This window comes from Enterococcus sp. 2STP, assembly GCF_032465635.1.
Taxonomy (GTDB): domain Bacteria; phylum Bacillota; class Bacilli; order Lactobacillales; family Enterococcaceae; genus Enterococcus_B; species Enterococcus_B lactis.
Window position 1 is genome coordinate 192,591 of sequence record NZ_JAWDJH010000009.1, and the last position, 23,236, is coordinate 215,826.

At 37.8% G+C, this 23,236-nt stretch carries 13 protein-coding genes, 9 tRNA genes, 1 rRNA gene and 2 pseudogenes; 1 reads left to right on the forward strand and 24 read right to left on the reverse strand.

The features are described from left to right. Positions 1–20 precede the first annotated feature (20 nt). From RWU19_RS02785 to RWU19_RS02825, 9 genes and pseudogenes are all read right to left on the reverse strand, one after another. Positions 21–2,362 (reverse strand): annotated as a pseudogene (locus RWU19_RS02785) (lysozyme family protein); the annotation flags it as partial. Between the two features lie 282 nt (positions 2,363–2,644). Next, a pseudogene (locus RWU19_RS02790) lies at positions 2,645–4,994 on the reverse strand (VirB4-like conjugal transfer ATPase, CD1110 family). Beyond that, positions 4,991–5,398, reverse strand: a complete 408-nt coding sequence (locus RWU19_RS02795; RefSeq protein ID WP_256924701.1) for a PrgI family protein — start codon at positions 5,396–5,398, stop codon at positions 4,991–4,993. Before RWU19_RS02795 ends, RWU19_RS02790 begins: the two are co-directional and overlap by 4 nt. Before the next feature lie 9 nt (positions 5,399–5,407). Further along, positions 5,408–6,232, reverse strand: coding sequence for a hypothetical protein (locus RWU19_RS02800; RefSeq protein ID WP_024634752.1), 825 nt, complete (start codon positions 6,230–6,232; stop codon positions 5,408–5,410). 35 nt (positions 6,233–6,267) lie between these two features. After that, positions 6,268–6,495, reverse strand: coding sequence for a hypothetical protein (locus RWU19_RS02805; protein ID WP_002310588.1), 228 nt, complete (start codon positions 6,493–6,495; stop codon positions 6,268–6,270). A gap of 220 nt (positions 6,496–6,715) precedes the next feature. Then, positions 6,716–8,623, reverse strand: coding sequence for a VirD4-like conjugal transfer protein, CD1115 family (locus tag RWU19_RS02810; protein WP_123837743.1), 1,908 nt, complete (start codon positions 8,621–8,623; stop codon positions 6,716–6,718). Between the two features lie 34 nt (positions 8,624–8,657). Next, positions 8,658–11,162 carry a hypothetical protein gene (locus RWU19_RS02815; RefSeq protein ID WP_123837742.1) on the reverse strand — a complete coding sequence of 835 codons (2,505 nt, stop codon included), beginning with the start codon at positions 11,160–11,162 and terminating at the stop codon, positions 8,658–8,660. A gap of 44 nt (positions 11,163–11,206) precedes the next feature. Continuing rightward, complete coding sequence (locus RWU19_RS02820; protein ID WP_024634749.1) at positions 11,207–11,521, reverse strand: hypothetical protein; 315 nt, start codon at positions 11,519–11,521, stop codon at positions 11,207–11,209. A gap of 98 nt (positions 11,522–11,619) precedes the next feature. Then, entirely contained in the window at positions 11,620–13,044 is a 1,425-nt protein-coding gene (locus RWU19_RS02825) for a helix-turn-helix domain-containing protein (RefSeq protein ID WP_002336171.1), read from the reverse strand. 717 nt (positions 13,045–13,761) lie between these two features. Between RWU19_RS02825 and RWU19_RS02830 the strand changes: the two genes are divergently transcribed. Continuing rightward, positions 13,762–15,201 carry a helix-turn-helix domain-containing protein gene (locus tag RWU19_RS02830; protein WP_123837803.1) on the forward strand — a complete coding sequence of 480 codons (1,440 nt, stop codon included), beginning with the start codon at positions 13,762–13,764 and terminating at the stop codon, positions 15,199–15,201. A 93-nt stretch (positions 15,202–15,294) separates the two neighbouring features. Here the strand turns inward: RWU19_RS02830 and gor are convergent, their stop codons facing one another. The 15 genes from gor to rrf form a co-directional block, all read right to left on the reverse strand. Next, entirely contained in the window at positions 15,295–16,641 is a 1,347-nt protein-coding gene (gene gor, locus RWU19_RS02835; RefSeq protein WP_123837741.1) for a glutathione-disulfide reductase, read from the reverse strand. Positions 16,642–16,773: 132 nt separating this feature from the next. Next, positions 16,774–18,027 (reverse strand): U32 family peptidase, encoded by a 1,254-nt coding sequence (locus RWU19_RS02840; RefSeq protein ID WP_316002491.1) that lies wholly within the window; start codon positions 18,025–18,027, stop codon positions 16,774–16,776. 5 nt (positions 18,028–18,032) lie between these two features. Beyond that, positions 18,033–18,956, reverse strand: a complete 924-nt coding sequence (locus RWU19_RS02845) for a peptidase U32 family protein (RefSeq protein WP_002315795.1) — start codon at positions 18,954–18,956, stop codon at positions 18,033–18,035. A gap of 220 nt (positions 18,957–19,176) precedes the next feature. Continuing rightward, complete coding sequence (locus RWU19_RS02850) at positions 19,177–21,663, reverse strand: ATP-dependent Clp protease ATP-binding subunit (protein WP_024634745.1); 2,487 nt, start codon at positions 21,661–21,663, stop codon at positions 19,177–19,179. Between the two features lie 6 nt (positions 21,664–21,669). Further along, complete coding sequence (locus tag RWU19_RS02855) at positions 21,670–22,137, reverse strand: CtsR family transcriptional regulator (RefSeq protein ID WP_002310600.1); 468 nt, start codon at positions 22,135–22,137, stop codon at positions 21,670–21,672. A gap of 137 nt (positions 22,138–22,274) precedes the next feature. Further along, a tRNA-Arg gene (locus RWU19_RS02860) sits at positions 22,275–22,348 on the reverse strand. Between the two features lie 57 nt (positions 22,349–22,405). Then, positions 22,406–22,479 (reverse strand) — tRNA-Pro (locus tag RWU19_RS02865). Positions 22,480–22,500: 21 nt separating this feature from the next. After that, positions 22,501–22,574, reverse strand: a tRNA-Arg gene (locus RWU19_RS02870). Between the two features lie 10 nt (positions 22,575–22,584). Then, positions 22,585–22,670 (reverse strand) — tRNA-Leu (locus RWU19_RS02875). Positions 22,671–22,686: 16 nt separating this feature from the next. After that, positions 22,687–22,758, reverse strand: a tRNA-Gly gene (locus tag RWU19_RS02880). A gap of 11 nt (positions 22,759–22,769) precedes the next feature. Further along, positions 22,770–22,842: transfer RNA gene (locus RWU19_RS02885), tRNA-Thr, on the reverse strand. A 17-nt stretch (positions 22,843–22,859) separates the two neighbouring features. After that, a tRNA-Leu gene (locus tag RWU19_RS02890) sits at positions 22,860–22,941 on the reverse strand. 7 nt (positions 22,942–22,948) lie between these two features. Further along, a tRNA-Lys gene (locus RWU19_RS02895) sits at positions 22,949–23,021 on the reverse strand. Positions 23,022–23,024: 3 nt separating this feature from the next. Beyond that, positions 23,025–23,097, reverse strand: a tRNA-Val gene (locus tag RWU19_RS02900). Between the two features lie 13 nt (positions 23,098–23,110). Next, positions 23,111–23,226 (reverse strand): 5S ribosomal RNA (gene rrf, locus RWU19_RS02905). Positions 23,227–23,236: the final 10 nt, after the last annotated feature.

Sequence of the window (23,236 nt, forward strand, 5' to 3'; positions counted from 1 at the left end):
TCATATCGCCACGTATAACCAAACAGCAACGCAGTAGGATTGTGATACGGAACGGTTTTTCCATTACTTTTATCTCGGGCAAAGATTCTGCTGTCATCAAAGGAGTAATCACTATTTCTTCGGATCAAGTCATCTAAATAACCTTCTCCAAAGTTATATGCCTGGACGGCAGCTCGCTCATTCTTCTGGTTTTCCTGTGCTTTTTTCAGAAGACGAGCAAAATAACGTACGCCAACTTCGATGGATTCTTCTGGACTCCTATTGAATTTGGCGGTCTTCCTTGTGATTCACTGGCTTGCATGATATCAGGAAATTCTTTCTCATTCCCGCCTGTTTCTACCCAGATAATGGATAAAATCGCATTTTCATAACCTTCGATATCATTCTTCTTTGTTTCTTCAGCCACTTTCTCCCGCCATTTCGTAACAGAAGCTGGCGGATTGATCAGTTCCCCTCTCAACCCTCCGCCACTGCGGAAATAACCGAGATTCGTCTCATGAGCAAAAGAAAGATTATCGATATATACTGCTGGATATAGTGGCGGATCTGCGTGCCAGAAACGATAAAGTTCCATATCCATAAGCAAATTACCACCATTATCAGAACGAGTATATCCAATAAGATCACCTGCAGATAATCGCTGCCCTGAACGTAGTCCAGGGACAAGATCGATATTTCGATAATGCAGATAAAATGAGAATTCATTGATATAAACCCACGTGCGTAAACCAGTTCCGTCTCCTAAAATACTACCGATGGTTTCTTCCCCCATCGCATAGACAGGTGTGCCAGGCTCGGCTTCCAAGACAATATCTACATGTTGATCGTCTGGATTTCGTCCACGATATCCGTAATTTTCGATTACACTTGCGTAATGAGTGGCCCCGAATGGATTAAGTAAAAAGATTTTGTTTTCAAAGCGATCTAAATCACTGATTGGATAATATTTATCAACTTCCTCTTCATCGAATGCAGATACCCTACCATAATAAGGGTCATCATCGGAAGGGAACATTCCTCGCAGGGTATAGACATCTACTTCCGGGTCTGAATCTAGCATTTCCCCTAATGTCTGGATATTGATGTTGATCGTCACGATATTTTTTGTTTCTCTTTTGACTTCGACTTTCTCTTCCCCAGTTTCTTCGTCAATCGTTACTGTTGTTGTTTCGATTTCTTTTCCTAGTTCAGCAAGCGTACTGTAGTTATAGACCATATCATGGATAGCAAGGATTTCATCTCTGACTCGATTGACACGGACTGGTTCTTGCGTCAATGGATGGGGGGCATCTTTGAATATGGCATAGATAGTTCCTCGACTAGTCCAAGGAATCCAGTGACCAGTTTTTTGCCCGATTCTTTCCCGATATTTCGCTATTGCTAATTCATCGATATCGTAATCTTCGAATTTTGCATTCAAATAGTATAAGTAACTGTCGCCATTTGATGAGTATAAAAATGTTTCTGGATCAGATTGGACACCGTTGACATGGAAGTATACTTCATCGAATGCTTCGTCATTGATCAAATTTTGGTAAGCATTGTAGACATTTCTATTTTTAAGAGCATCTAGTTGAGTGACATAGCGATAAGCTTCTTCAAGTGCCATATCTTCTGTCTTCACGACGAATAAACTAGCAATAAACATGAAAATCGTGATAATTACAGTGATGACTGTAATGACTATTGCCACGATGGTTATGATGATAATCAGTTTCAACAATATCGGTACTAAAATAAACAGTGCAATCAATAACCCGATTAAATTCAAGTTGCCGTCCCCATCTCGTCCTACCTTATCGATCACTAATTCCTTTATCTGTGAACGAAAACGATTTTTAGGCGAAATATTTCGTTGTAATGAACGGTCTACTTTATGTTTTAGATTTTTCACACTGTATGTGCTTGCTCGACCAGACTGTCTCTTATATTTCTGGCTGATTTGACCAGTTTGCTTCGATTGAGCAGAGAGAGTCGAACGCTGATGTTTTCTCTTATATGTTTGAGCAGTTTTGGACTGTCTGTTGATTTTAGTCTGATTTTGCTTCAAAGAAGCTTTTTGCGCCTCACTGACATAGCCTTTATATGACAGGTCTGTTTGTAAAGCTTGTTTACGGAACTTTTGCTTACGAATAATCGTTTGTGTTGTCTGCGTGCTTTTTTTATCAGAAATCACACTATTCCGATAAGTCTGCTCATTCGGTTTTTCCCGTTGGATGATATGTTGTTGGTTCGTTTGGCGAGCATTTTCCAACTTTAGCTCTTTTTTTGATTTTAAAAGTAATTGTCTTCTTCGAAATAACTTTTGCTGTTTCGCGATTTTTGGATTGCGCACTGCGACAATTCTTTTTTCGAGAAGCATGGCACGAAGGCGTTTTTTACGCGTATTCGAAGTTATCAGTTTTACTTTTTTCCCGTTTTTTTTCTTCAACCGAATGTTTTTCTTTTTCTCACTACTCGTTTTGAAGACTTTTGTTTTTGATGATTTCTCACCATTTCTATTTAAAACAATATTTTCTGCTTTAGACTTGGAAGTGGAGATGCTTCCTTTCTCATCCTCTCTTTCGTTATCCAGTTCAATATTTCCTCTTGGATTTTCCAAATCAGCCACTATCACATATCCTTTCTGCTTGTTTTTGCTTTATTATGTTTCTCCAGGCTTGGTCGACATCATTTTGTACAGCTTCGTATCTTTCGGAAAATGATCATAAAACGGGAGAGTGGTATCCCCAAATACCATTAACCCATAGCCTTCTGGAGAATTGACTACGTATTTCTCCTGTTCTTCCGAGATATCGAATAATCGAACGAGCTGCGTCCTGTCTGATTTAGCCTGATTGAGCATCATAACGAAGTCACTGTTAGACAGCATTCTTCGTGCAAGATCCGATAGCAGCAACGTCTCCACGTTCTGAGTAATCCCTGTTGGAATGGCCCCCCATTTTCTTGCCCGGCTCCATAATTCAAAGAAATAATTTTCAGAGTATTCATTGGTGAACAAAAGCTGCATTTCATCGATATACAGCCACGTACGTACACCACGTTCCCTGTTTTCCGTGATTCGATTCCATACTTGGTCTAAAACAATCAGCATCCCCATTGTCTTTAATTGTTTCCCTAAGTCTTTGATATCGTAAATCACAAGACGTTTGGTTATATCCACATTGGTTTTTGCAGAAAATACCGATAAGCTTCCTTCAATATAAATCTCCAAATCCATGACTAGCTGTCTCGCTTCCTCTTCTTCCTGCTCTTTCAATATGTTATAGAAATCCACAAAAGTGGGTGTATCACCGCTCATTAATTCATACGTTCTACGACAGACTCGGTCGATTAACGTTTTTTGTGTTGAACTCAAGCCTAGAGCCCCTCCAATGATCAAGTCGAAAAGAGAAATCAAAAATTCTGATTTTAATACAACCGGATCAGTATCATCTCCATAATTGTCATTGATGTCCATGGGGTTGATAGTCGTTGCAGAATCACTGGATATTTTGATGATCTCACCATTGAAATTCTGACCGATGACCGAATACTCCCGCTCTGGATCAATAATAATGACTTCATCTTCTGCATCTCGCAGTAAGACATTCACGATCTCACGCTTGACTGAGAAACTTTTTCCTGACCCTGGTGTGCCTAGCACAAAGCCGTTAGGAGCTTTCAATAGCTTTCTGTCTAGTGAGAGTATATTTTTGGAAATGGCATTGACGCCATAATATTTCCCGTTTTCTTGGATCAAATCAGAGATCGTAAAAGGAATAAAAATCGCTGTACTGGCTGTTGATAGCGTACGATCTAGCGGTATCGAATTTATTCCTAGCGGGAGTGTCGCATTTAGTCCATTCTCCTGCATAAATTCTAATTCAATGATTTTGAATCCAAAACGACGTCCTACTGCATTCACTTCGTCTTGGATCTCCGCCAGCTGTTCGGTTGTTCCTGCCCGAAAATGAATCGAGCTTGTCATCGCATAAAGCTTCTGACCTCTATTTTGCAAATCATCTACCAAGCCTTTTGCTTCTGTTAATGAATACGAAAGGTCATAAGAAAGCATTTCGTAATCATATCCGTTTTGCAGTGCCTTTTTTTTGTTCATCGACTTTTTGCTGTTCCATAAAGGCTAGCTTTGTTTTTACCAAATCAAAAGCTTCATCTTGTTCTAACGGGTCGATATGAAGAGTGATCACTAATTCTTTAGGGATCTCCAGTAGTTCATATAAAAATGTATCAGCTAATTCAGATGGATATTCTTGGAGATAAATCGTTTTTGCATAATGCGTATCTACTTTTAGATAGTTTTTGTTTTCTTTTATCTCAATGACTTCTGGCAATACATCTTCGACCCTTTGCTTTTCTCTTTTGTCATCTGTTCCTAAAATCTCCGAGAGGATGGTCAATAATTCTGGTTTTTCGATCCGTTTAGTTTTACTTCCTAATCGACTGGCAAACATTGAGAATCGATCTGCCACCATTTCTAATTCTTTTTCTGCATGTTCTATCCTTGTATGTTTCTGGACAAAAGTGAACAAAATACATTTTCGATACCCATTTTTTTCTTCGTCCAATTTTCTAGAGATGACTTCATTCATTTCTGATCGATAGTCATCTAAAAAATCACCTTTTTCCTGATAGTAAAGGACTTTTTGCAAGTCTGCCAAAAGACGTTTCTTTTTATAAACTGTCAGTTGCAACTTGGTTTTACTACTTAAAGAATTCAGAAAATCACAGTATTGAGAAAAGATCTCGATTTGATGTTCTTCTGAAGATAACTGGTAATTGATATCTTCTAATTCAATCGTTGTAGAAAAGGTAATCTCGTCGATTTGACAAATGCCACTAGGATAGATTTCCTGAAACGTAAAAGTAGCTCGCAAAGGATCTGTCTCTTTTATTTCTTTTGTTTTCTTCCCGCTTTTTTGTGTTTTTGGTTCATTGTTCTTCAATTTTTTCTTTAATTTCCTCGTTTGAGTAAGTGACTTCAACTTCATCATGTTTCTTGTCCGCCTAGATCTTTATTTGCTTCTATATTTGCTTCTATATTTGCTTCTCCAGTTTGTTCTTTCTCTTCTTTTTTGCTTTTCTCTCCCATTTTCGTCTCCTGCTTCAGCCTCACACCGGGTGAAAAATGGTACTTGAAGAACTGTTTGATATATACTTCAAAAGTCAATCCATTGCGCTTGAACCAGCCAAACGAAACGATTGGTATCGATGAAAGGATCATCAACCAACTGGTGATTTCCATCGGGATCTTCAACCACGCGATGAAAATCAGACTGATCACGATATTTACTCCAGCAGCGATACTTAGGCAAAGTAACTGCTTTAAAGTCATACCAGCGATTACTTTTTCTTTGTATTCTTTGATATCTTTTGGTACTTTTACTTCGACAGCCATAAATCCTCCTTATGATGCAGAGAGCAATGTTTTTGCCCATCCTTTTGTTTTATTGATTGAAAGCAGTAGAGCAAGCATATAAATGGTCAATCCCATGATGATCCCCCAGATTCCGCTACCGACTTCTTCCATGATTTTTATAAACAAAAGCGGATAGATAACTAAGACCAAGCCAATAAATGTTGCTTGTAGTCCCGTGGCCGCAAAATTCTTGAAAAAGCTTTTCGACATTGCTGAAAATTCCTGGTTTGGAAGTGCCCCCATCGGGATTGGTGCCATCGCACAAAAAATATAAAGTTCCAAGAATCTTAGATAGATCGTCACTTGGATCAACACTCGCACAACAAGTGAAACCAAAAACATGATACACATGACTAATAGAATAACTAGTTGTTCCCACCATGAGAGGTCGGCGACTGCTGAACTTACCCGATCTGCCACATTATTCAGTACACCATCATTTCCGATCTCGATCACTCTGGCAGTCAAGTTGCTGGTAATAATGATGATTCCATCTAGTATGTCTTGAATTCTTAAAATTACTATGTAACAAAGCACGAATTTAATCAGTGCTTTCATAATCATCTCGAATCCAAGCATAGGGGCACCACCTGCCCCTTCTACTTTCATTGAGATCTTCTGGAACTCCAAAAGAACAAAAATAGCCAATATTGATAAGGCAATCGGTCCTACTACATGTTGCTGCAGCCGCATAACCAAACTGTATGCATCATACATATAAGACTGCAGATCCTGACTCAACATAGCTTGCAAATCATCTCCATTCAGATAAGTAATAATCTGATTGAAGAGACTCATTATCGCTGTGTGCATACGCTAAACTCCTATCATCCTCATTGTATTCAAACTCATGGCAACAAAGAACTCATATCAAAGGATGTAGCAAACCAGCCTGCAGCCACTAAGATCAAACCGCCACCTACAATTTGCCAAATTCCCTGCTGTAGCTGAGGACCATTTTTATCTTTTAAGGCACCTGCCAAAATAATTGTTCCCCAAATGAGCCACAAACCGCCTCCAACTAAAGTAAAACGTGAAACTAATGTAAACACCTGTTGTAATAATCCTGAATCCATAATAATTACAATCTCCTTTGCTAATTGATTTTTATTTTTAAAGCCTAATTTCAGTATAGCTAAAATTTTCCCTTACTCTCTCACAGTTATTTCTAAGTTCAGAAAATTTTGGAACGTTTCAGAAAACACCTTTCTTAGTCATTTTCACATGAGGAAGGAGTTCCAGAAGTACCTTCTTATTTCTTGAAGCTTACCACTTCTGTCACAACCTCTCTCATAATCAAACTGTCTCTCTCAAGACTTCCTCGTCATAGTTATCGTCAGGGTCTTCTTGATACTCGTCATACAAATCAGCTTCCTCATCGATCGTGTCATCTGCTTCGTATAATGTCTCGTCAAAGTCTGAGAGCAACAGTTCATCTGACTCATAAGGAAACTCCTCTTGTCCAGGAAGCAACTGTTCCTCTTGCTCAGAAAAATCTCTCGTATACATATATTTCTCTGTGACGTCTCCGAGTTTTTTATAATTCTTGTGTTTGGTGATGTCATATTTTGAAGATAGGAACGGATGGGCCCCTCGAATTTTCAAGATACATTCTTGCCCTTTCAGACTCGCGACTTCATCAGGATCCATCAGGTTTCTTCCTAGTTTTTGGAAGCTTTCATTAAACGAACCGTTTGCCCCTTTCGTCACACTGATATTTCGTTGTTCGATCGTTTCTTTACCCAATAATTTAGAGATGTATTCATGGGTGCTTTGTTCCATCCCTCCCAAGTACAAGAAAGTATCACTTGTCCCGATGATCGTTTCCCATGTGTTCTTATACAATGTTTTCAGCTGACTGATATTTTGCAGGATCACACTTGTCGAGATCTCCCGACTTCGGACAACAGATATCACTTTTTCAAAATCTGGGATCTGACCGATATTGGCAAATTCATCAAGAATACAGCGTACGTGAACAGGTAGCCGTCCTTTGTATTCGTTGTCTGCTTTGTAAACCAGCATGTCAAATAACTGCTGGTACATCATGCTGGCCAGAAAGTTGAAACTCGTGTCTGTATCTGGTAATAAGATATACAAGATAGTTTTCTGATCTCCGATCGTATCCAATGCTAGTGTGTCTTTGGAAACAAGCTGTCTGACACTTGGTATGTCAAATGGTGCCAGACGGACCCCCAAGCTGACTAAAATACTTTTCGTTGTTTTTCCTGCTGATAATTTAAAGATTTTATATTGTGCAACAGCAAAATTCTGCGGGTCCTTTTCTTCTAATTCTTGGAATAAAACATCTAATGGACTGACAAAGTTTGGTACGTCTTCATCAATATCAGCTAATCGGACTAATTCGATCACACTTCCTAATGTACGATCTTCCTCCACGACTTCTTGGATCAGATAACTAAAAATGGCCATCAGCAAAGCCGTCTCTGCTTTTTCCCAGAATCCATCTCCACCTTTTTTATCCGGATCAGTTGTATTCTTGATCAAGTTGTTAATGATCTTTAAGATATCATCTTCATTTCTGAGATATTTGAACGGATTATAGTAGTCGGTTGCTTTCCGGTTGATCAAATCAAAAATCTTGATCTTATACCCCGCTTCTTCAAACATTTTTCCTGTCTCCATCAACAATAATCCTTTGGAGTCACTGACAACATAGGAAGAATGCATCTGCATCAGGTTAGGTTTTACAAAGAACCGCGTTTTACCACTTCCGGCTCCTCCTACCACGACGATATTTTTATTACGGTTGAAGTTGTCTCTTTTTGTGATCTTCATTCGACCAGATAAAGACAGACTTTCTGTTTTCGTCAATAAGATATTGAAGTCTTTCTTTTTATCGATAAATGGTCTGATATCTCCAGGCTTCCCCCATCGCGCGCTTCCATATTCTTCGTTTGGTCTGGTATTTTTACTATCAAATGTCTTATATAAAACGAGCAATATATAAGCAATCCCAAACACAAAACCTGACAGCAATGACATTTGTTCGAATTCGATATGGATGGTGAATTCCGCTATTTCTGCAAAGCTCTGATTGATTGCTTCCATGATCCTATCTGCTAGCTCCAATGAAGCAAATCTTTCACTTAAGAACAGAAAGACGATCCGATTTCCAAAATAAAAAAGTATGCTAAAGACCAATAGATGGAGGCTAAAAATTATAAAGCGTGAATTTTTCACATGACTCTCCTTTTCGTTTTTTCTTCTGTTTCATTTAATGGACCATCTGCTCCTTTTTTGGAGTTGGTTGACTGTTGCTTCTGGTACGTGCTGGGCTTTTTCTATTGCTATCATCTTTTCCGTTTTGATTACCTGCCCTAACAACTGCATCTTGTTTTAACTGTTGAAATTGACGTGACCCTGTCACTGACGAAATTTGAGAAGGCGCATTTCGATTTTTTTCTGTCAATTTTTGATTTATAGAAACTACTTTGTTTGGTACCTTTTCTTGTTCGAGTGAGACTTTCTTATTTGAGTCTTTAGTTACTTCTTGTACCTCTTTCGCTTTCTCTTCTTTTTGATTCGAGAGGTCAAATGTACGAAGTGCTTTTTCTAATTTTTGATCAAAGTTTTTCTCTTCTCTTTTATTCAAATGATTTTCTACTTTTTTCAATCCAAATTTGTCGATCAGTTGCGCCCCGATACCCACAGAAGCCCCCATCAACGCTACAGTTCCAAGGGTAAATATACCGGCTCCAACTAGTCCTGGTGCGATGATTGGCATGAGGAATACAGAAGCTACTGCAATCAACGTACTTCCGCCTACTATGATCGCGAGTGTCTTCCAATTGTTCTTCAAGAAATCTTTCGTTTTGGTTTTCCAATCTTTTTTCGTGGAAGGTTCTAGACTTGGTTCTGCCGTTTTTTCTCCTTTAAGCGTTTCTTTGCCTTTTTCATTTGTCGTTATATCTGTTTTCTTTGCTTCTTTTTCTGTTTCTTTGACTGCTTCTTTTGTTACTTCTTTTGTTACTTCTGGCTGCTCTTTTTCTTTTGTCAGTCCTTTATTTAGTTCTTCTTTATCTTTCTGAGCTTCGCGTCGATTGGCTATTTTTTTCCTCGCATAATTGATCAATTTAGGGACATAATAACTGGCACAAAAGAAAGAAAAAGCAGTAATCGCAACTGGTGCCGCATAGAGACTAACCGTCAGAGCTGGTAAAATCATCACTGCCCAACTCACAAATAAAGGGTATGCCGCCAAAGGCCATAGATGCAACGCTCGGCGGAGCCAGCGCATTTTTTTAGAATGTGGGAATAGTTCTTTTTTTAAATCTTTGATATCCATGCTTTTGATCTTTTCAATATCAGTTTTGATCTTGTCAGTATCTGCTTTGATATTTTCAACAGTAGCTGATTGCCCCTTTGGCAGTTGGATCATTTCGGGCTTCCACGTTTTAGGGTCATCTAACTGGGTCTTCAGTTTTGCGAGTTCGGCTTCATTTTCTTGGATCTTCTTATCTATCGCATTTAATTCTGGTAAATGTTTTGCTTTTTTAGGAATGATACCAAGTATTTCTCTTTGTTTTTCAATCGTCACTTGGAGCAGTTCTTGTCTAGCTTTTAAGTTTTCACCGATTGCCGTATGTAAAGCATCTTTAGTTGATTTATCCGGCTCCTCTTTCTTGTCTCTTTCAGGTGTATCTTGCGTCTTTTTACCACTATCTGGTACGTCTGTCCGAGACTCTCCAGGATCGCTAGCAGCTCTTGGACGAGGCCCATTTTCCCGTTTTTGGCTAGGTTGCTCTTGGATGATAACGTTCGGCTCAATAGGATGAGGTGCTTTCTCTGATTTTTGTGTTTCTTGTCTCTGCCATAATTCTTTACTTGGCATAGGTGGTGGCACTGGAATACTCGGCTGCACCTTTTCACTATCAGCTCGATGCAAAGGTACACTTTCTTTGACTATTTGGCTAGGCTGCTCTTTGGGGATATCTTCCTTTTTCGGTAATTCTTGTGAAAACTCTTTTGTCTTAGTAGGAACGTCTTGAGAAATTTCAGTCTGAGCTATTACGAATATCTGTGATTCGATGTCTGCTTTTTCTGCTAATAATCCTTTGTACTGTATAACAACCTCCTTTTCCTCCCAACTTTTTCGCCGTTCTTCTTCTTTAGGTTCTGGGGGTAGCTTAGGTTCAAGTTCTTTAATTTTCTGTTCTGTTACCTCTAAATTTTGAGATAAATGGTTTTTTAGTTTCCTCGATTCCTCTCTTAGTATGTTTACTCTTTTTTCAGCTGCTAGGATAGAATCATTTATGTTGCCGATCAGACGATTGTTTTCTGCCACATTTATTCGGGACAAAATCAGCTTCTCATTCTGATAGGTTTCGGTGTTAAACGTTTGATCGGATGTATAAACAACCGTGCCTTTTTCTTGCTTGATCTTCTCTTGATGGCCAGTGACTTTTTCAAGCTTCTCCTCGAATGTCTTTCTTTCTTGCTCCAACTCAACGAATGGCTTTTCATTTATCTTATTGATGATGCTTTGAAGTTTCTTTTCCTCTGAAAGATAACCATATAACTTTTTTTCTTCCGTTAGAGTTTCGAACTTTTTGTTAATTGCTATTGAAAGGGATTCGTTCAACCCGTTGATATCAATATCGATATTAGTGGTCTTACTTCGTTGTTCTTTGTCGATAATAGACAGATCTTTTGTAAATCTTTTGTCTTTTAGGTCATATTCCAGAAGTTCAAATAACTTTTGATTGATTGGTGTAAGCATCTTTTTTACTTCCTCTCAGATTTTTACTCTATATACTGTTGCGGTTAACGACAAATTGCTTGTTCCTTGGGTAAAATCGGTTCGTTTTTTGACTCATTTGTCTTGTCTGCATCCTTGAAAGCATCTGATATCCGATTGGCAATAGTCCCATATTGTCTATTGTTTTCCCTTGATGATGTAGATGAAATAGCTGAAAGATTACTCTCTCTTTTGTTGGCTTTGCATTCTTTGTAACACTTGTATCCTGCGACTGGTAATAAAACAAGGGTTCTTGCCACGTAATACAATGCTTTGATCATTGAGGCCAATATTCTGAACGTAAAGGATAAAATACAAAATAAACCGATTAACTCTTTCATTTTCGTTCCTCCAGTGTTTTTGTTTTTATCTTAACGCTGAAAATTGTCTATACCACACCTACTTTTTCCGAAATAATAATTTATTGGCAACTCTTTTCTCAAGTAGAATGAAGAAACGTTTCCAAATTATGCCAGAAAGCATCCGTCGGTACTTTAGAAATTTTCAGAATGGCAGAAGATATGCGATTCAAATTCAAATTCACATCGGTCAATACTAGGTCATATTGGTTGATCAGTGTATAGTCTAAAGAAAAAACATCTTTTTCATAAATATCGACTTTCTTAAAAGAAGGGTACTTATTCAAAATCAAGTTCTTATATAAAATAGGAAGTCCCATTTCTTGTGAACTTAATAACAAAATAGACCGTTCTTTTAGTTTTGGCTCCACTCGATGCAGTAATTCATTCGAAGAGACAATCAGCTCCAACAGTAATTCTTTTAACAAAAGTTCATTTTTCCGTACAGAGGATAAGTTAGAGATGATCAATGCACTTTGATAAGCTTCCCATATCTGGACTTTTTTCTTCAGGATTTTCTTATAAAAGATATCTGCATAGCTGACTTTGAAAAAAGTCAATTCTTTATAAAAGGTAATAAAACTGGTGAAATGCAAAACCTTTTCAGTTGTGACCGTTTCATTGATATTGGAAAGATAATAGAAATGTTTAAGAAACAGTTCTACTCTTCTGAGCATATACTCATCTGTTTCAGCTGGATTGGTAAAAAGCAGACTGAGATATGGGCTCAAAATATTTTCTATATTTTCTCTACTGATCACAAATTTATAATTTTGATTGATAAGCGTGCAGAAGACGGTATCGCTCTTGATCGTTTCCATAATTGAGTCAACGACAGCTGGCCGATCTGCCAGTTCCTCTTTGGGAATCAGATGGTCGTTCCCGATTCGAATGATCGAAGTAAAAATATAATAGACTGTATAAATGATTTTAGAAGAGCTAGCATCCCGTCCTTGCTTGATCAAACAGCGTTTCAACATTTTATAAATCATTTCAAAATAAGGAAGATCTTTTTCTTTGCAGATTTCTTTGAACATACTTGAGAAAAATTTGCGAATATAGATTTCATCACCGATGATTTGTAGTCTGGTGGTTAAGATGATTTGTATATCTAATCTTTCTTTTGAAAAGTACGTATTTATTTTGGTAATGATTCTCCTGACACTTGTCTTACTCAAAAATAATTTAGCTGAAATCTCAGTTAAAGACGGTTCTGAAATCAGAATGTATTTTAAGACTTCTATATAGATAGAATTATTTAGGATCTTGATAAAAATATCATCTAAATTGAGGTTACTGGGTATTTTCAACGTTACTTCTTTATACTGATTGACCTCGATGTACGCAGGAAAACAAGAAGAATTAAAATTATCAATATCTGCAATAATTGTTTTATCCGTCACTTTTAGCTCTTCCGCAAGGTCGTTGATCTCAGCCATATCCATGCTTAACAAGCAGATCAGCATGATTTGTCTCTCTAGTTGTTTTTCCAAAAATCCTACCATTTTTTACTTCCCCTTTTCTCGTTTGCTATTAAATCTATCCTACAGTTATTTACGCTAGAATTTAGTATTATTTTTTTTCTATTTTGGAAAACCTGTTTCTTAAAAACTGTTTTTGTATGTTATAATTATTATTTTTGGATAAACAGTATAAATAACTATATCTAAGGGAGTATGTATCAAAAAAATAAAAGAAAACGATCTTTTATTTTCGGAAACAAAAAATCGAATGAAGAGCAACTCCCTTGAAATATCATTTTCAACCCTCGAAGATATAAATAAAAAAACAATTTTATATAAAATAATTAAAAGTATAGTTGGTTTAATTTTCATTCAGTAGTTATATTTGCTATTTTAAATAACAATAATCTAAAGAACATAAGCATGATATTTCTATCTAAGCTTTTTATTTATGTTTTATTTTTTTACTGTAAATATAGAGAGTACAATAATGATTTATAAATACATAATTAAAAATAACTAAAATACAAAATATCAAACTATTTATTTTATGGTTATTTAGTTATTTTAATTAACAAAAACACGAGGTAAAAGCATTCTGTTTTTGCTGTTTATTCTGCCTGTTGCTTAAAATTGTTGAACAAACATACAAATGAATCAATTTTCTCTATAACGTGGGATAATGGTTAAGAACGACCGAAAAGAAAGGAAGTGAAGGAGCGTTTTATCTATTATTTCTTAAAAAACGCAGATGGAAATATGACAGAAGATATAACTATGCTTGAAAAATTATCAGAAAGACAGTTAAGATTAGCCATGCTTTTGAGTATGGATTCATTTTATTTAGAAGACTTAGCGAAGAAAATTGCTGTAACAAAAAAAACACTCTTATCTGATATTGCCGCATTTAATTTTGTTCATTCTCCGGCATCTATTCATATCGACGAGCAACAGAAAGTTTCTTTGAGATTACCTTGTGAATATAATTTAGAAAGCATCACGAGTACTATCTTAAAACATTCAAGCCATATACAAGTGTTGAAAATCATTTTGATGCAAGAACCTTGTATTGCTAAACTAGCTGATCAGTTATTTCTAAGTACAGCAAGTATTCGCAGAATCATTATGTTTCTGAATGAATCCTTTCAAAAGCGAGGATTTCTTTTTAGAATCCACACTACTCCATATGTACATATTCAAGGTGAGGAAAGACAAATACGTTTTTTTTACTGCAGTTTATTTGAGGAGATCTATACACCGGATCAACTTCCTCATTACCAAATATTGTCTGCAGCTATCAAACGATACATGAAACTTTATCCTCCATTAAACAAACTATCTGGCCACAAACAGCTGTTTTTGATTTATTATTTTTTGATTTCTATTATCCGGATCGGAAAGAAACATAAATTATCCGATCAGTTGAAAAGCCAACCTCTCGAAATGGATATTGATTTATTTTTTGAGCGAACGAAAAATAACATTACATTTTGCTCCGTTATGGAGAAAAATTATCATTTCTATTTAACTAAAGAAACAGCTAGTGAACTTTTGCGTCCAATCAGCCAAATGATCCATTTTGCTTCTGTAAAGGCGCCAGCTCATGAAATCAAAAAATTAAGAAACTTGTCACAAAATTTCTATCGTTCTTTATCTACTGATACGATGTTATCTGATCAGCAATTAAATTACTTGTATCATTTGATTTCTTTCAAGAAGGAGTTTTTACCTTTTCTAACCAATTCCTTTAAACAATTCTTTGTGATCGTCTTGAAATCGGATCCACTCATTCTTTCTTTTTATGAACAAGCATTGGTGGAAGAAAATTATTCGTTTATTCTAACCAATCGTCTATTATATGAAGAATTGCTGGAAGAACTGGTTTTGCTGTCTCCAGCTCTTATTGATCGAATCATTCCAAAAAAAAAGACATATACAGTCATGATCCTTTCTTCTCAAGAACCGAAAGTTTGTTTCTTATATAAGGAATTGTTAACTAAAAAATTTCCTGAGATAAAAGAAATAAAAGAATATCAGGATAGCTTTTTTGATTTGAACTATCGGTTGATCAATCAATATGATTTGGTTTTGACTGACTTTCCTTTAGATAGGAACCAGCTGAATACGAAGATGATCAAAATATCCAACTTCCCTACTTATTCGTTTTGGGAAAATATCGAAGCAATCTTACATAAATAGTTAAAAAACAAAAAACCAGAAAATCAGTATACTGATTTTCTGGTTTTACATTGGTTTATTCAATAAAAAGCTGCTGGAACTGCTAGTATTAAATTATCGCATCGTTACGAATTCTTCCGCCCCTGTTGGATGGATGGCTACTGTATTATCAAAGTCTTCTTTTGTTGCGCCCATCTTGATAGCCACAGCAAAACCTTGTAGCATTTCATCGACACCTACACCAATAGCATGCAAGCCGACAATTTTTTCTTCTTTTCCGACGCAAATCAATTTCATTTCGCATTTTTGGCGATAATCATTCAAAGCAAAGTACATTGGAGTAAAGCGTGAACGATAAACTTTCAGGTCATTTTCTCCGTATTTTTCCAATGCTTCTTCTTCTGTCAATCCAATCGTTGCAATTGGTGGATGCGTAAAGACAACTGTCGGAACAAGATTATAGTCCAGATAAGAATCTTTCTTCCCATTAAACAAACGTTCCGACAAACGTCGGCCAGCTGCGATTGCAACAGGAGTCAAGTCTAATTTACCGATCACATCACCAACTGCAAAAATATGTTCATCCGTTGTGTTTTGGTATTTATCTACTTTAATAAATCCTTTTTCGTCCAATTCGACATTTGTATTTTCCAGACCTAAATTTTCAGTATTCGGTACACGCCCGCCTGCAAAAAGGACACAATCGCCAGTTAAGGTTTCACCATTTTCAAATAACACCGTGTATTCGTCATTGTTTTTAGTGATTTCTTTAGCAATATGATGTGCGTAAGTCTTGATCCCAGCTTCTTGGTACATTTGGATCAGATTGTCCGAAAGCATGTTATCAAACGTTCTAAGTGGACGTTCTTTTCGGTATGCCCACATGACTTCACTACCTAAACCACGAAATACACCTGAAAGTTCAGCTGCGATGTATCCAGCACCTAAAACAATTGCTCTCTTAGGTAATTCCTTTAATTCAAAAAATCCATTTGAATCAATGGCGTACTCACCACCAGGAATGCTCATCTTGCTTGCACGGCCTCCAGTTGCAATCAAGATTTTAGGCGCATGATAAGTTTCACCGTTTACTTCGATCGTTTGACTATCGATAAAAGTAGCATATCCTTTTATAGCCTCGACATGATTGCTATCTAATCCTCTTTGGTAAGCACCGTGTAGAAAATCAATATATTTTTCTCGTCTTTCTACTAGACCGGCGAAATCGACACTTTTTAAATCTGCTTGGATGCCGTAACTTGGAGCATCACGTTCAATTGTTTCCAAAATCGTACTTGCTTGCCACATGACTTTTTTAGGTACACAACCGACATTGACACAGGTTCCGCCTAATTCATTTGCTTCAATCAGCAAAACTTTTGCGCCATGCATCCCTGCTCTGTTTGCTGAAGCAATACCGCCAGAGCCGCCACCAATTACGATGTAATCATATATTTGCATTTTGTTCCTCCTTATTGAAGAGATCAATTAAAGCATTTAATTAACGATCCTTTTTCTACAGAAAACAAGTGTAACACTTTTCTTGAATTTTGTATGCGAAGATGCTTGAAACAAGGATGTATCAGCTTTTCTTTATTTGCGTTTCCGGATCATATCTCCAGGTTTTACTGGTTGTGCGACTGGCATGGTCAAAACCATCATTGGATTTGGTGCTCGGTCAATGGATTCCCCTTCTTCATTATGCATGATTTCGACTGTTTGACTGAAATGACTGAACCCTGGACCATAAAATTCGATTTCATCCCCTACAGAGAATAAGTTTCTCTGACGTATCGTAGCAATCTGTGTTGCCTCATCATAAGATAATACTTCACCGACAAATTTATATACTGGGATTTTACGACGTTCACCAAATAATTGCTCGTTTTCAGTTGGTGTATTGTAATAAAAGCCTGTAGCTAACTCTCGTTGTGCCACTTTCCATAACTCGTCGATCCATTCTTGTTTGCAGACATAGTTTTCAGGATCTTCCATATAGCTGTCTACAGCTGCTTTATAGACGTTTGACACTGTAGATACATAATGGATCGATTTCATTCTTCCTTCGATCTTGAAGCTGTCTACGCCGTTTTCAATCAATTCTGGAATATGCTTGATCATGGACATATCAACTGCACTCATCGAGAATTCTTCTTCAATTTCTCCTGTATCAGTCAAACTATTTCGTTCTTGACCAAAAGGCATATCGAACAATCCATATTTCCAGCGACAAGATTGAGAGCATCCGCCACGATTCGCATCCCGCATTGACATATGGTTGGACAATGTGCAGCGACCAGAATAAGAGATACACATGGCTCCATGAATAAATGCTTCGATTTCGATATCCGTATTTTTACGGATCTCTGCCACTTCCTCCATTGAAACTTCACGAGCTAAAACGACACGTTCCAACCCTTCCTCTTTCCAGAATTCCAATGTCTCAAAATTGGTTGCTGAAGCTTGAGTGGATAAATGGATCGGCAGACCTGGAGCTTCTGTCGCGCAAATTTCGATCAAAGCTGGATCAGAAACGATCACTGCAGAAATACCGACATCGCGCAGACTGCGGAAAAATTCCCCAGCGCCTTCTTCATTTCCTTCATGGGTGACCATATTAGCAGCCACGTACACTTTTGCATCGTGTTCTTTTGCAAAAGCAACCCCTTCAGCCATTTCTTCATAAGTAAAATTGCCTGCACGGCTTCTTAAACCATACGCATTTCCGCCAATATATACTGCATCTGCTCCATAATGGATCGCTGTTTTTAACTTTTCCAGTGTTCCTGCTGGCGCTAAGACTTCTGGACGTTTCAATTTTCTTTTTACTGTCATTTCATTCATCATACTCCTTATTTGATAGCAGAAGGATCAATATAAAAGAATCCTGTATCTAATTCACGGTTTTCAGGATGTAATTTGTTGATTTCGCTCGTCAATTTTTCTGCTTTTGCTTGATCCCAGCTGCCTTCTAAAATTTGTTTTTTTGCTTCGGCGAATAGTTGAGTGATATTCACGAAATTTTCGCCTGGAGTAAATAACCCGTCCAATTTCCATGTACGGTAATGATGCTGATAAAGTTCATTCAATTCATTCGAGAGATTTAGATCATTACTGGCAAAAATATGTGTGCCATGACTATCTTCATAAATAGAATAATGTGTCTCTTCTTTTTTAGGTTCCGAGATAAAAAGACCTCTTTCACGATCTTTTTGTTCGTCTTGCTTCGTATAGTTATAGTAATTCTGTAGCAGTGGACGTTTGGATTGATGGATGCATGTAGCACCATACACAAGGATTTCTACAGGGATGTCGAGTTTTTCTTCCATCGCCTTCATCTCTTCAAAAGGAACTTCACGAGCAAGTATTGCGCCAACTGCGCCTTTTTTCGCCCAAAAATTGATTTGACGTGCACTCGTTACTAATGTTTCAGCATCATAAATATACGGTATACGCAATTCAGGATTTTTTTTCATCGTATAAATGATACCTGTATCACCAACTGTGATCACATCTACGTTTATTTCTTTTAAAAAAGCCAAATATTCAGGTACATTTTTCATTTTTTCAGGATGAATGATCCCATTTACAGCAATATTTGCTTTTTTACCATGCTTGTGTGCTAATTCTACTAATTGTCGCTGTTCTTCTCGTGTAAATGAAGCAGGCAGACGCAATCCAAATTGCTCTTCACCGAAATATAGTGTGTCTGCACCTGCAGCAAGCAACTGTTCTGCTTGTTTGATAGTCTCTACTGTGGTTATGAGTTCGATCATAATTTCCTCCTCCTACAACTTCATAATAGTAGCATAGCTCTAAAAACTTTCCAATACTTCTTCTATTTAAAGTCGGATTTTTGAAAATTATTTCACAAAAAGTCAAAATAAAGTTCGGTATATTCTGTCCAAATATAAAAAGAGATTGTGACAAAAATCTTGTCACAACCTCTTAATCAAGTCTTACTATTATAAAAATCCAGCTACATAGACCAAGTACCTATAGGGAACCTACTGTTTCCTTTTTAGGTCCGCGAACATTCAATGTGATTTTTCCTTTTGAAGCACCTACTGTTACGTGGTCACCTAAACGAATCTCTCCGCCAAGCAACGCCTCGCTCAATCGATCTTCAATTTCTTTTTGAAGTGCACGACGGATTGGACGTGCACCATATTCAGGATCAAATCCGGCTTTCCCGATCACATCGATTGCAGATGGGGTGATTTTCACTTGAATATCTTGTTCTTTCAAGCGTTTGATAATCGCTTTACTCATAATTTGGACGATTGTATGGATTTCATCTTTACTCAATGAGTGGAAGACGACAGTCTCATCAATTCGATTCAAGAATTCAGGTCGGAAAGCTTTCTTTAACTCTTCTAAGATACGTTTTTGCATGGCTTTGTGATCTTTCGTGACATCTTGGACATTAAATCCGACATTTTTTTCTTCTCGGATTTGTGTCGCTCCGATATTTGAAGTCATAATCATGATCGTATTTCTAAAGTCCACTTTTCTACCTTTAGAATCTGTTAAATGACCATCATCCAATACTTGCAGAAGTAAATTGAAAACATCTGGATGTGCTTTCTCCACTTCGTCTAAGAGAATCACTGAATATGGTTTTTGACGAATTTTTTCTGTCAACTGTCCACCTTCATCATACCCTACGTATCCTGGAGGAGATCCGATTAATCGGCTTGTACTGTATTTTTCCATAAATTCTGACATATCAACACGGATCAGGGCATCTTCGCTTCCAAACATGACTTCTGAAAGTGCTTTGGCCAATTCTGTTTTTCCGACACCAGTTGGTCCAAGGAACATAAATGACCCAATTGGACGGTCAGGATCTTTCAAGCCGCTTCGTGCACGACGGATGGCGCGTGAAACTGCTTTGACAGCCTCATCTTGACCAACCACACGTTCATGCAGGAGACCTTCCAATTCTAACAAACGTTCACTTTCTTTTTTCTCCAACTGCTGTAGAGGGACACCAGTCCACTCCGATACAACTGTAGCAACATCTTCTTCTGTTACACGATCAGCATATCCTTGTTCCTGTTTTGCTTCGATTGCAGAAACTTTTTGTAGCTTTTTACGTAGTGCTTTTTCTTGTCTACGTAATTGCGCAGCATTTTCAAAGTCTTGTTTTTGGATTGCTGCTTCTTTTTCTTGTACTAATTCATCAATTTCTAATTTGATTACAGTTGATTTTGTTAAGTGATCGGTTTGATCCAAACGGACTTTCGCTGCTGATTCATCAATCAAATCAATAGCTTTATCAGGTAGTTGACGAGAAGTGATATAACGAACAGAAAGATTCACTGCTGCCCGCACAGCTTCATCTGTAATCTCTACCCCGTGGTGCTCTTCATATCTTGAACGTAATCCTTGAAGAATCTCTTCCGCTTCTTCAGGAGTTGGTTCATCTACTTGAATTCGTGCAAAACGTCGCTCTAATGCAGAATCTTTTTCGATATATTTTTGATATTCATCTAGGGTCGTTGCTCCGATCGTTTGTAATTCTCCTCGAGCTAACGCCGGCTTCAAGATATTCGAAGCATCAATTGCTCCTTCTGCTCCACCTGCACCAATCAAGGTATGCAATTCATCAATGAATAAGATTACTTGACCATCATTATAGATTTCGTCGATGACTTTTTTCATTCGATCTTCAAATTCACCGCGATATTTCGTACCAGCAACCAAAGATCCCATATCAAGCATCATCAGGCGCTTTTCTTGCATGTCTTCTGGTACTTCTCCTAAAATGATTTTTTGCGCTAGTCCTTCAGCAATGGCTGTTTTACCTACACCAGGTTCGCCCACCAGTACAGGGTTGTTCTTTGTCCGTCGGCTAAGAATCTGAATAAGCCGTTTGACTTCTCTAGAACGACCAACAACTGGGTCCAACTTGTTTTCTTTTGCTAATTTCGTCAAATCGCGTGCTAATGAATCCAGTGTAGGTGTTCCTTGCGGTGTTTGCCGTTTATCTTGTATATTTCTACGACGATTCATTCCCTTTCCACCCGAATCACCAGCTAGTCCCATTTTTTGTTTCAGAACTTGTCGGGCTTTTGAAAGGCTGATACCTAAGTTGATCATGATTCGAGTAGCCATGATACTTTCATCTTTTAATAAGCTCATCAAAATATGTTCTGTTCCAACTTTTTGAGAACCCGTTTTCTTTACTTCGCTGCTAGCTAAAGCAAAAACTTGTTTCATTCTTGGAGAATATGGAAGAAAGACTCCTTTAGGGTAAGAACGGATACCGCCATAACCAATCAGATGTTCAATTTCTTCATAAATTTCTGTCTCATTCAAATCCATTTCACGTAATACTTTTCCAGCAATTCCATTTTGTTCAACTACTAATGCTAGTAAAACATGCTCTGAACTAACTGATTGATGTTTTAATCGTTTTGCTTCTTCTTGTGCAATTTCTAATACCGCTTGGGCTCTTTCAGTAAAAAGTTCTTCCATCTAATCTCACTTCCCATCTTCATAACTTAAACGTTCCAGAAATGCTCGGAGAATCCGAGCACGTGTATGATCTTCAAATTCATTGAAATTCAATGTGTTTTTTGCAATTGCACTTAACATCAAGTTTCCTTCTTTTTTTGTAATTATTTGGTCTTCATAAAGTTTTTGAATAATAGCAAAAGCATTTTTCTCACTGATTGTATCATCAAACAACTGATTTATCTGCTCAAGTAACTGTTTTTTATCTGAAATTCTTACTTTCGCAATTCGTATATAACCGCCACCCCCGCGTTTGCTCTCTACTAAATAACCGCGTTGGATGGTAAAACGGGTATTAATCACATAGTTGATTTGTGAAGGAACACAGTTAAAGAGGTCTGCCATTTCAATCCTTCGAATCTCGATCATTTCACTATTTTCCAGAATTTTCTTTATATATGATTCAATTAAATCCGAGGTATTCTGATGTGCCATCTTATTCATTCCCTTTGACTAATATTGACCTTAATTATAACGAATTTGGTAATAGAAAGAAAGAAGAACGCTTTTTGTTAAATAAATCCTTTAGAATCAACAAAAAAAAAAATACGGAATATACTATTCCGTATCGACGCGCCCAAGAGGAGTCGAACCCCTAACCTTTTGATCCGTAGTCAAACACTCTATCCAGTTGAGCTATGGGCGCATATTCAATTTAAAAAAATTATAAATCATTTGAAAACAAAAAGCAAGATAAAAAAAATCGGGAAGACAGGATTCGAACCTGCGACCCCTTGGTCCCAAACCAAGTGCTCTACCAAGCTGAGCTACTTCCCGTTTAAAAAATAAAAAAGACTACGCGCCCAAGAGGAGTCGAACCCCTAACCTTTTGATCCGTAGTCAAACACTCTATCCAGTTGAGCTATGGGCGCATATTTAAAATGCCGAGGACCGGAATCGAACCGGTACGGTGATCACTCACCGCAGGATTTTAAGTCCTGTGCGTCTGCCAGTTCCGCCACCCCGGCGCGATTGCTTTGGCAAAGCGGAAAACGGGGTTCGAACCCGCGACCCCCACCTTGGCAAGGTGGTGCTCTACCACTGAGCTATTTCCGCGTGTTTAAAGATGCCGGCTAAAGGACTTGAACCCTCGACCCTCTGATTACAAATCAGATGCTCTACCAACTGAGCTAAGCCGGCATGTAAAACTTAAATTATGCGGGTGAAGGGACTTGAACCCCCACGCCGTAAGGCGCTAGATCCTAAATCTAGTGCGTCTGCCAATTCCGCCACACCCGCAAAAATATGAGCCGTACAGGGCTCGAACCTGTGACCCTCTGATTAAAAGTCAGATGCTCTACCAACTGAGCTAACGGCTCATATGGAGGTTAACGGGATCGAACCGCTGACCCTCTGCTTGTAAGGCAGATGCTCTCCCAGCTGAGCTAAACCTCCATGGATAACTTAAGCGTGGCGACGTCCTACTCTCACAAGGGGCAACCCCTCACTACAATCGGCGCTAAGAAGCTTAACTTCTGTGTTCGGCATGGTTACAGGTGTATCCTTCTCGCTATCGCCACCACACTGTGGTGTT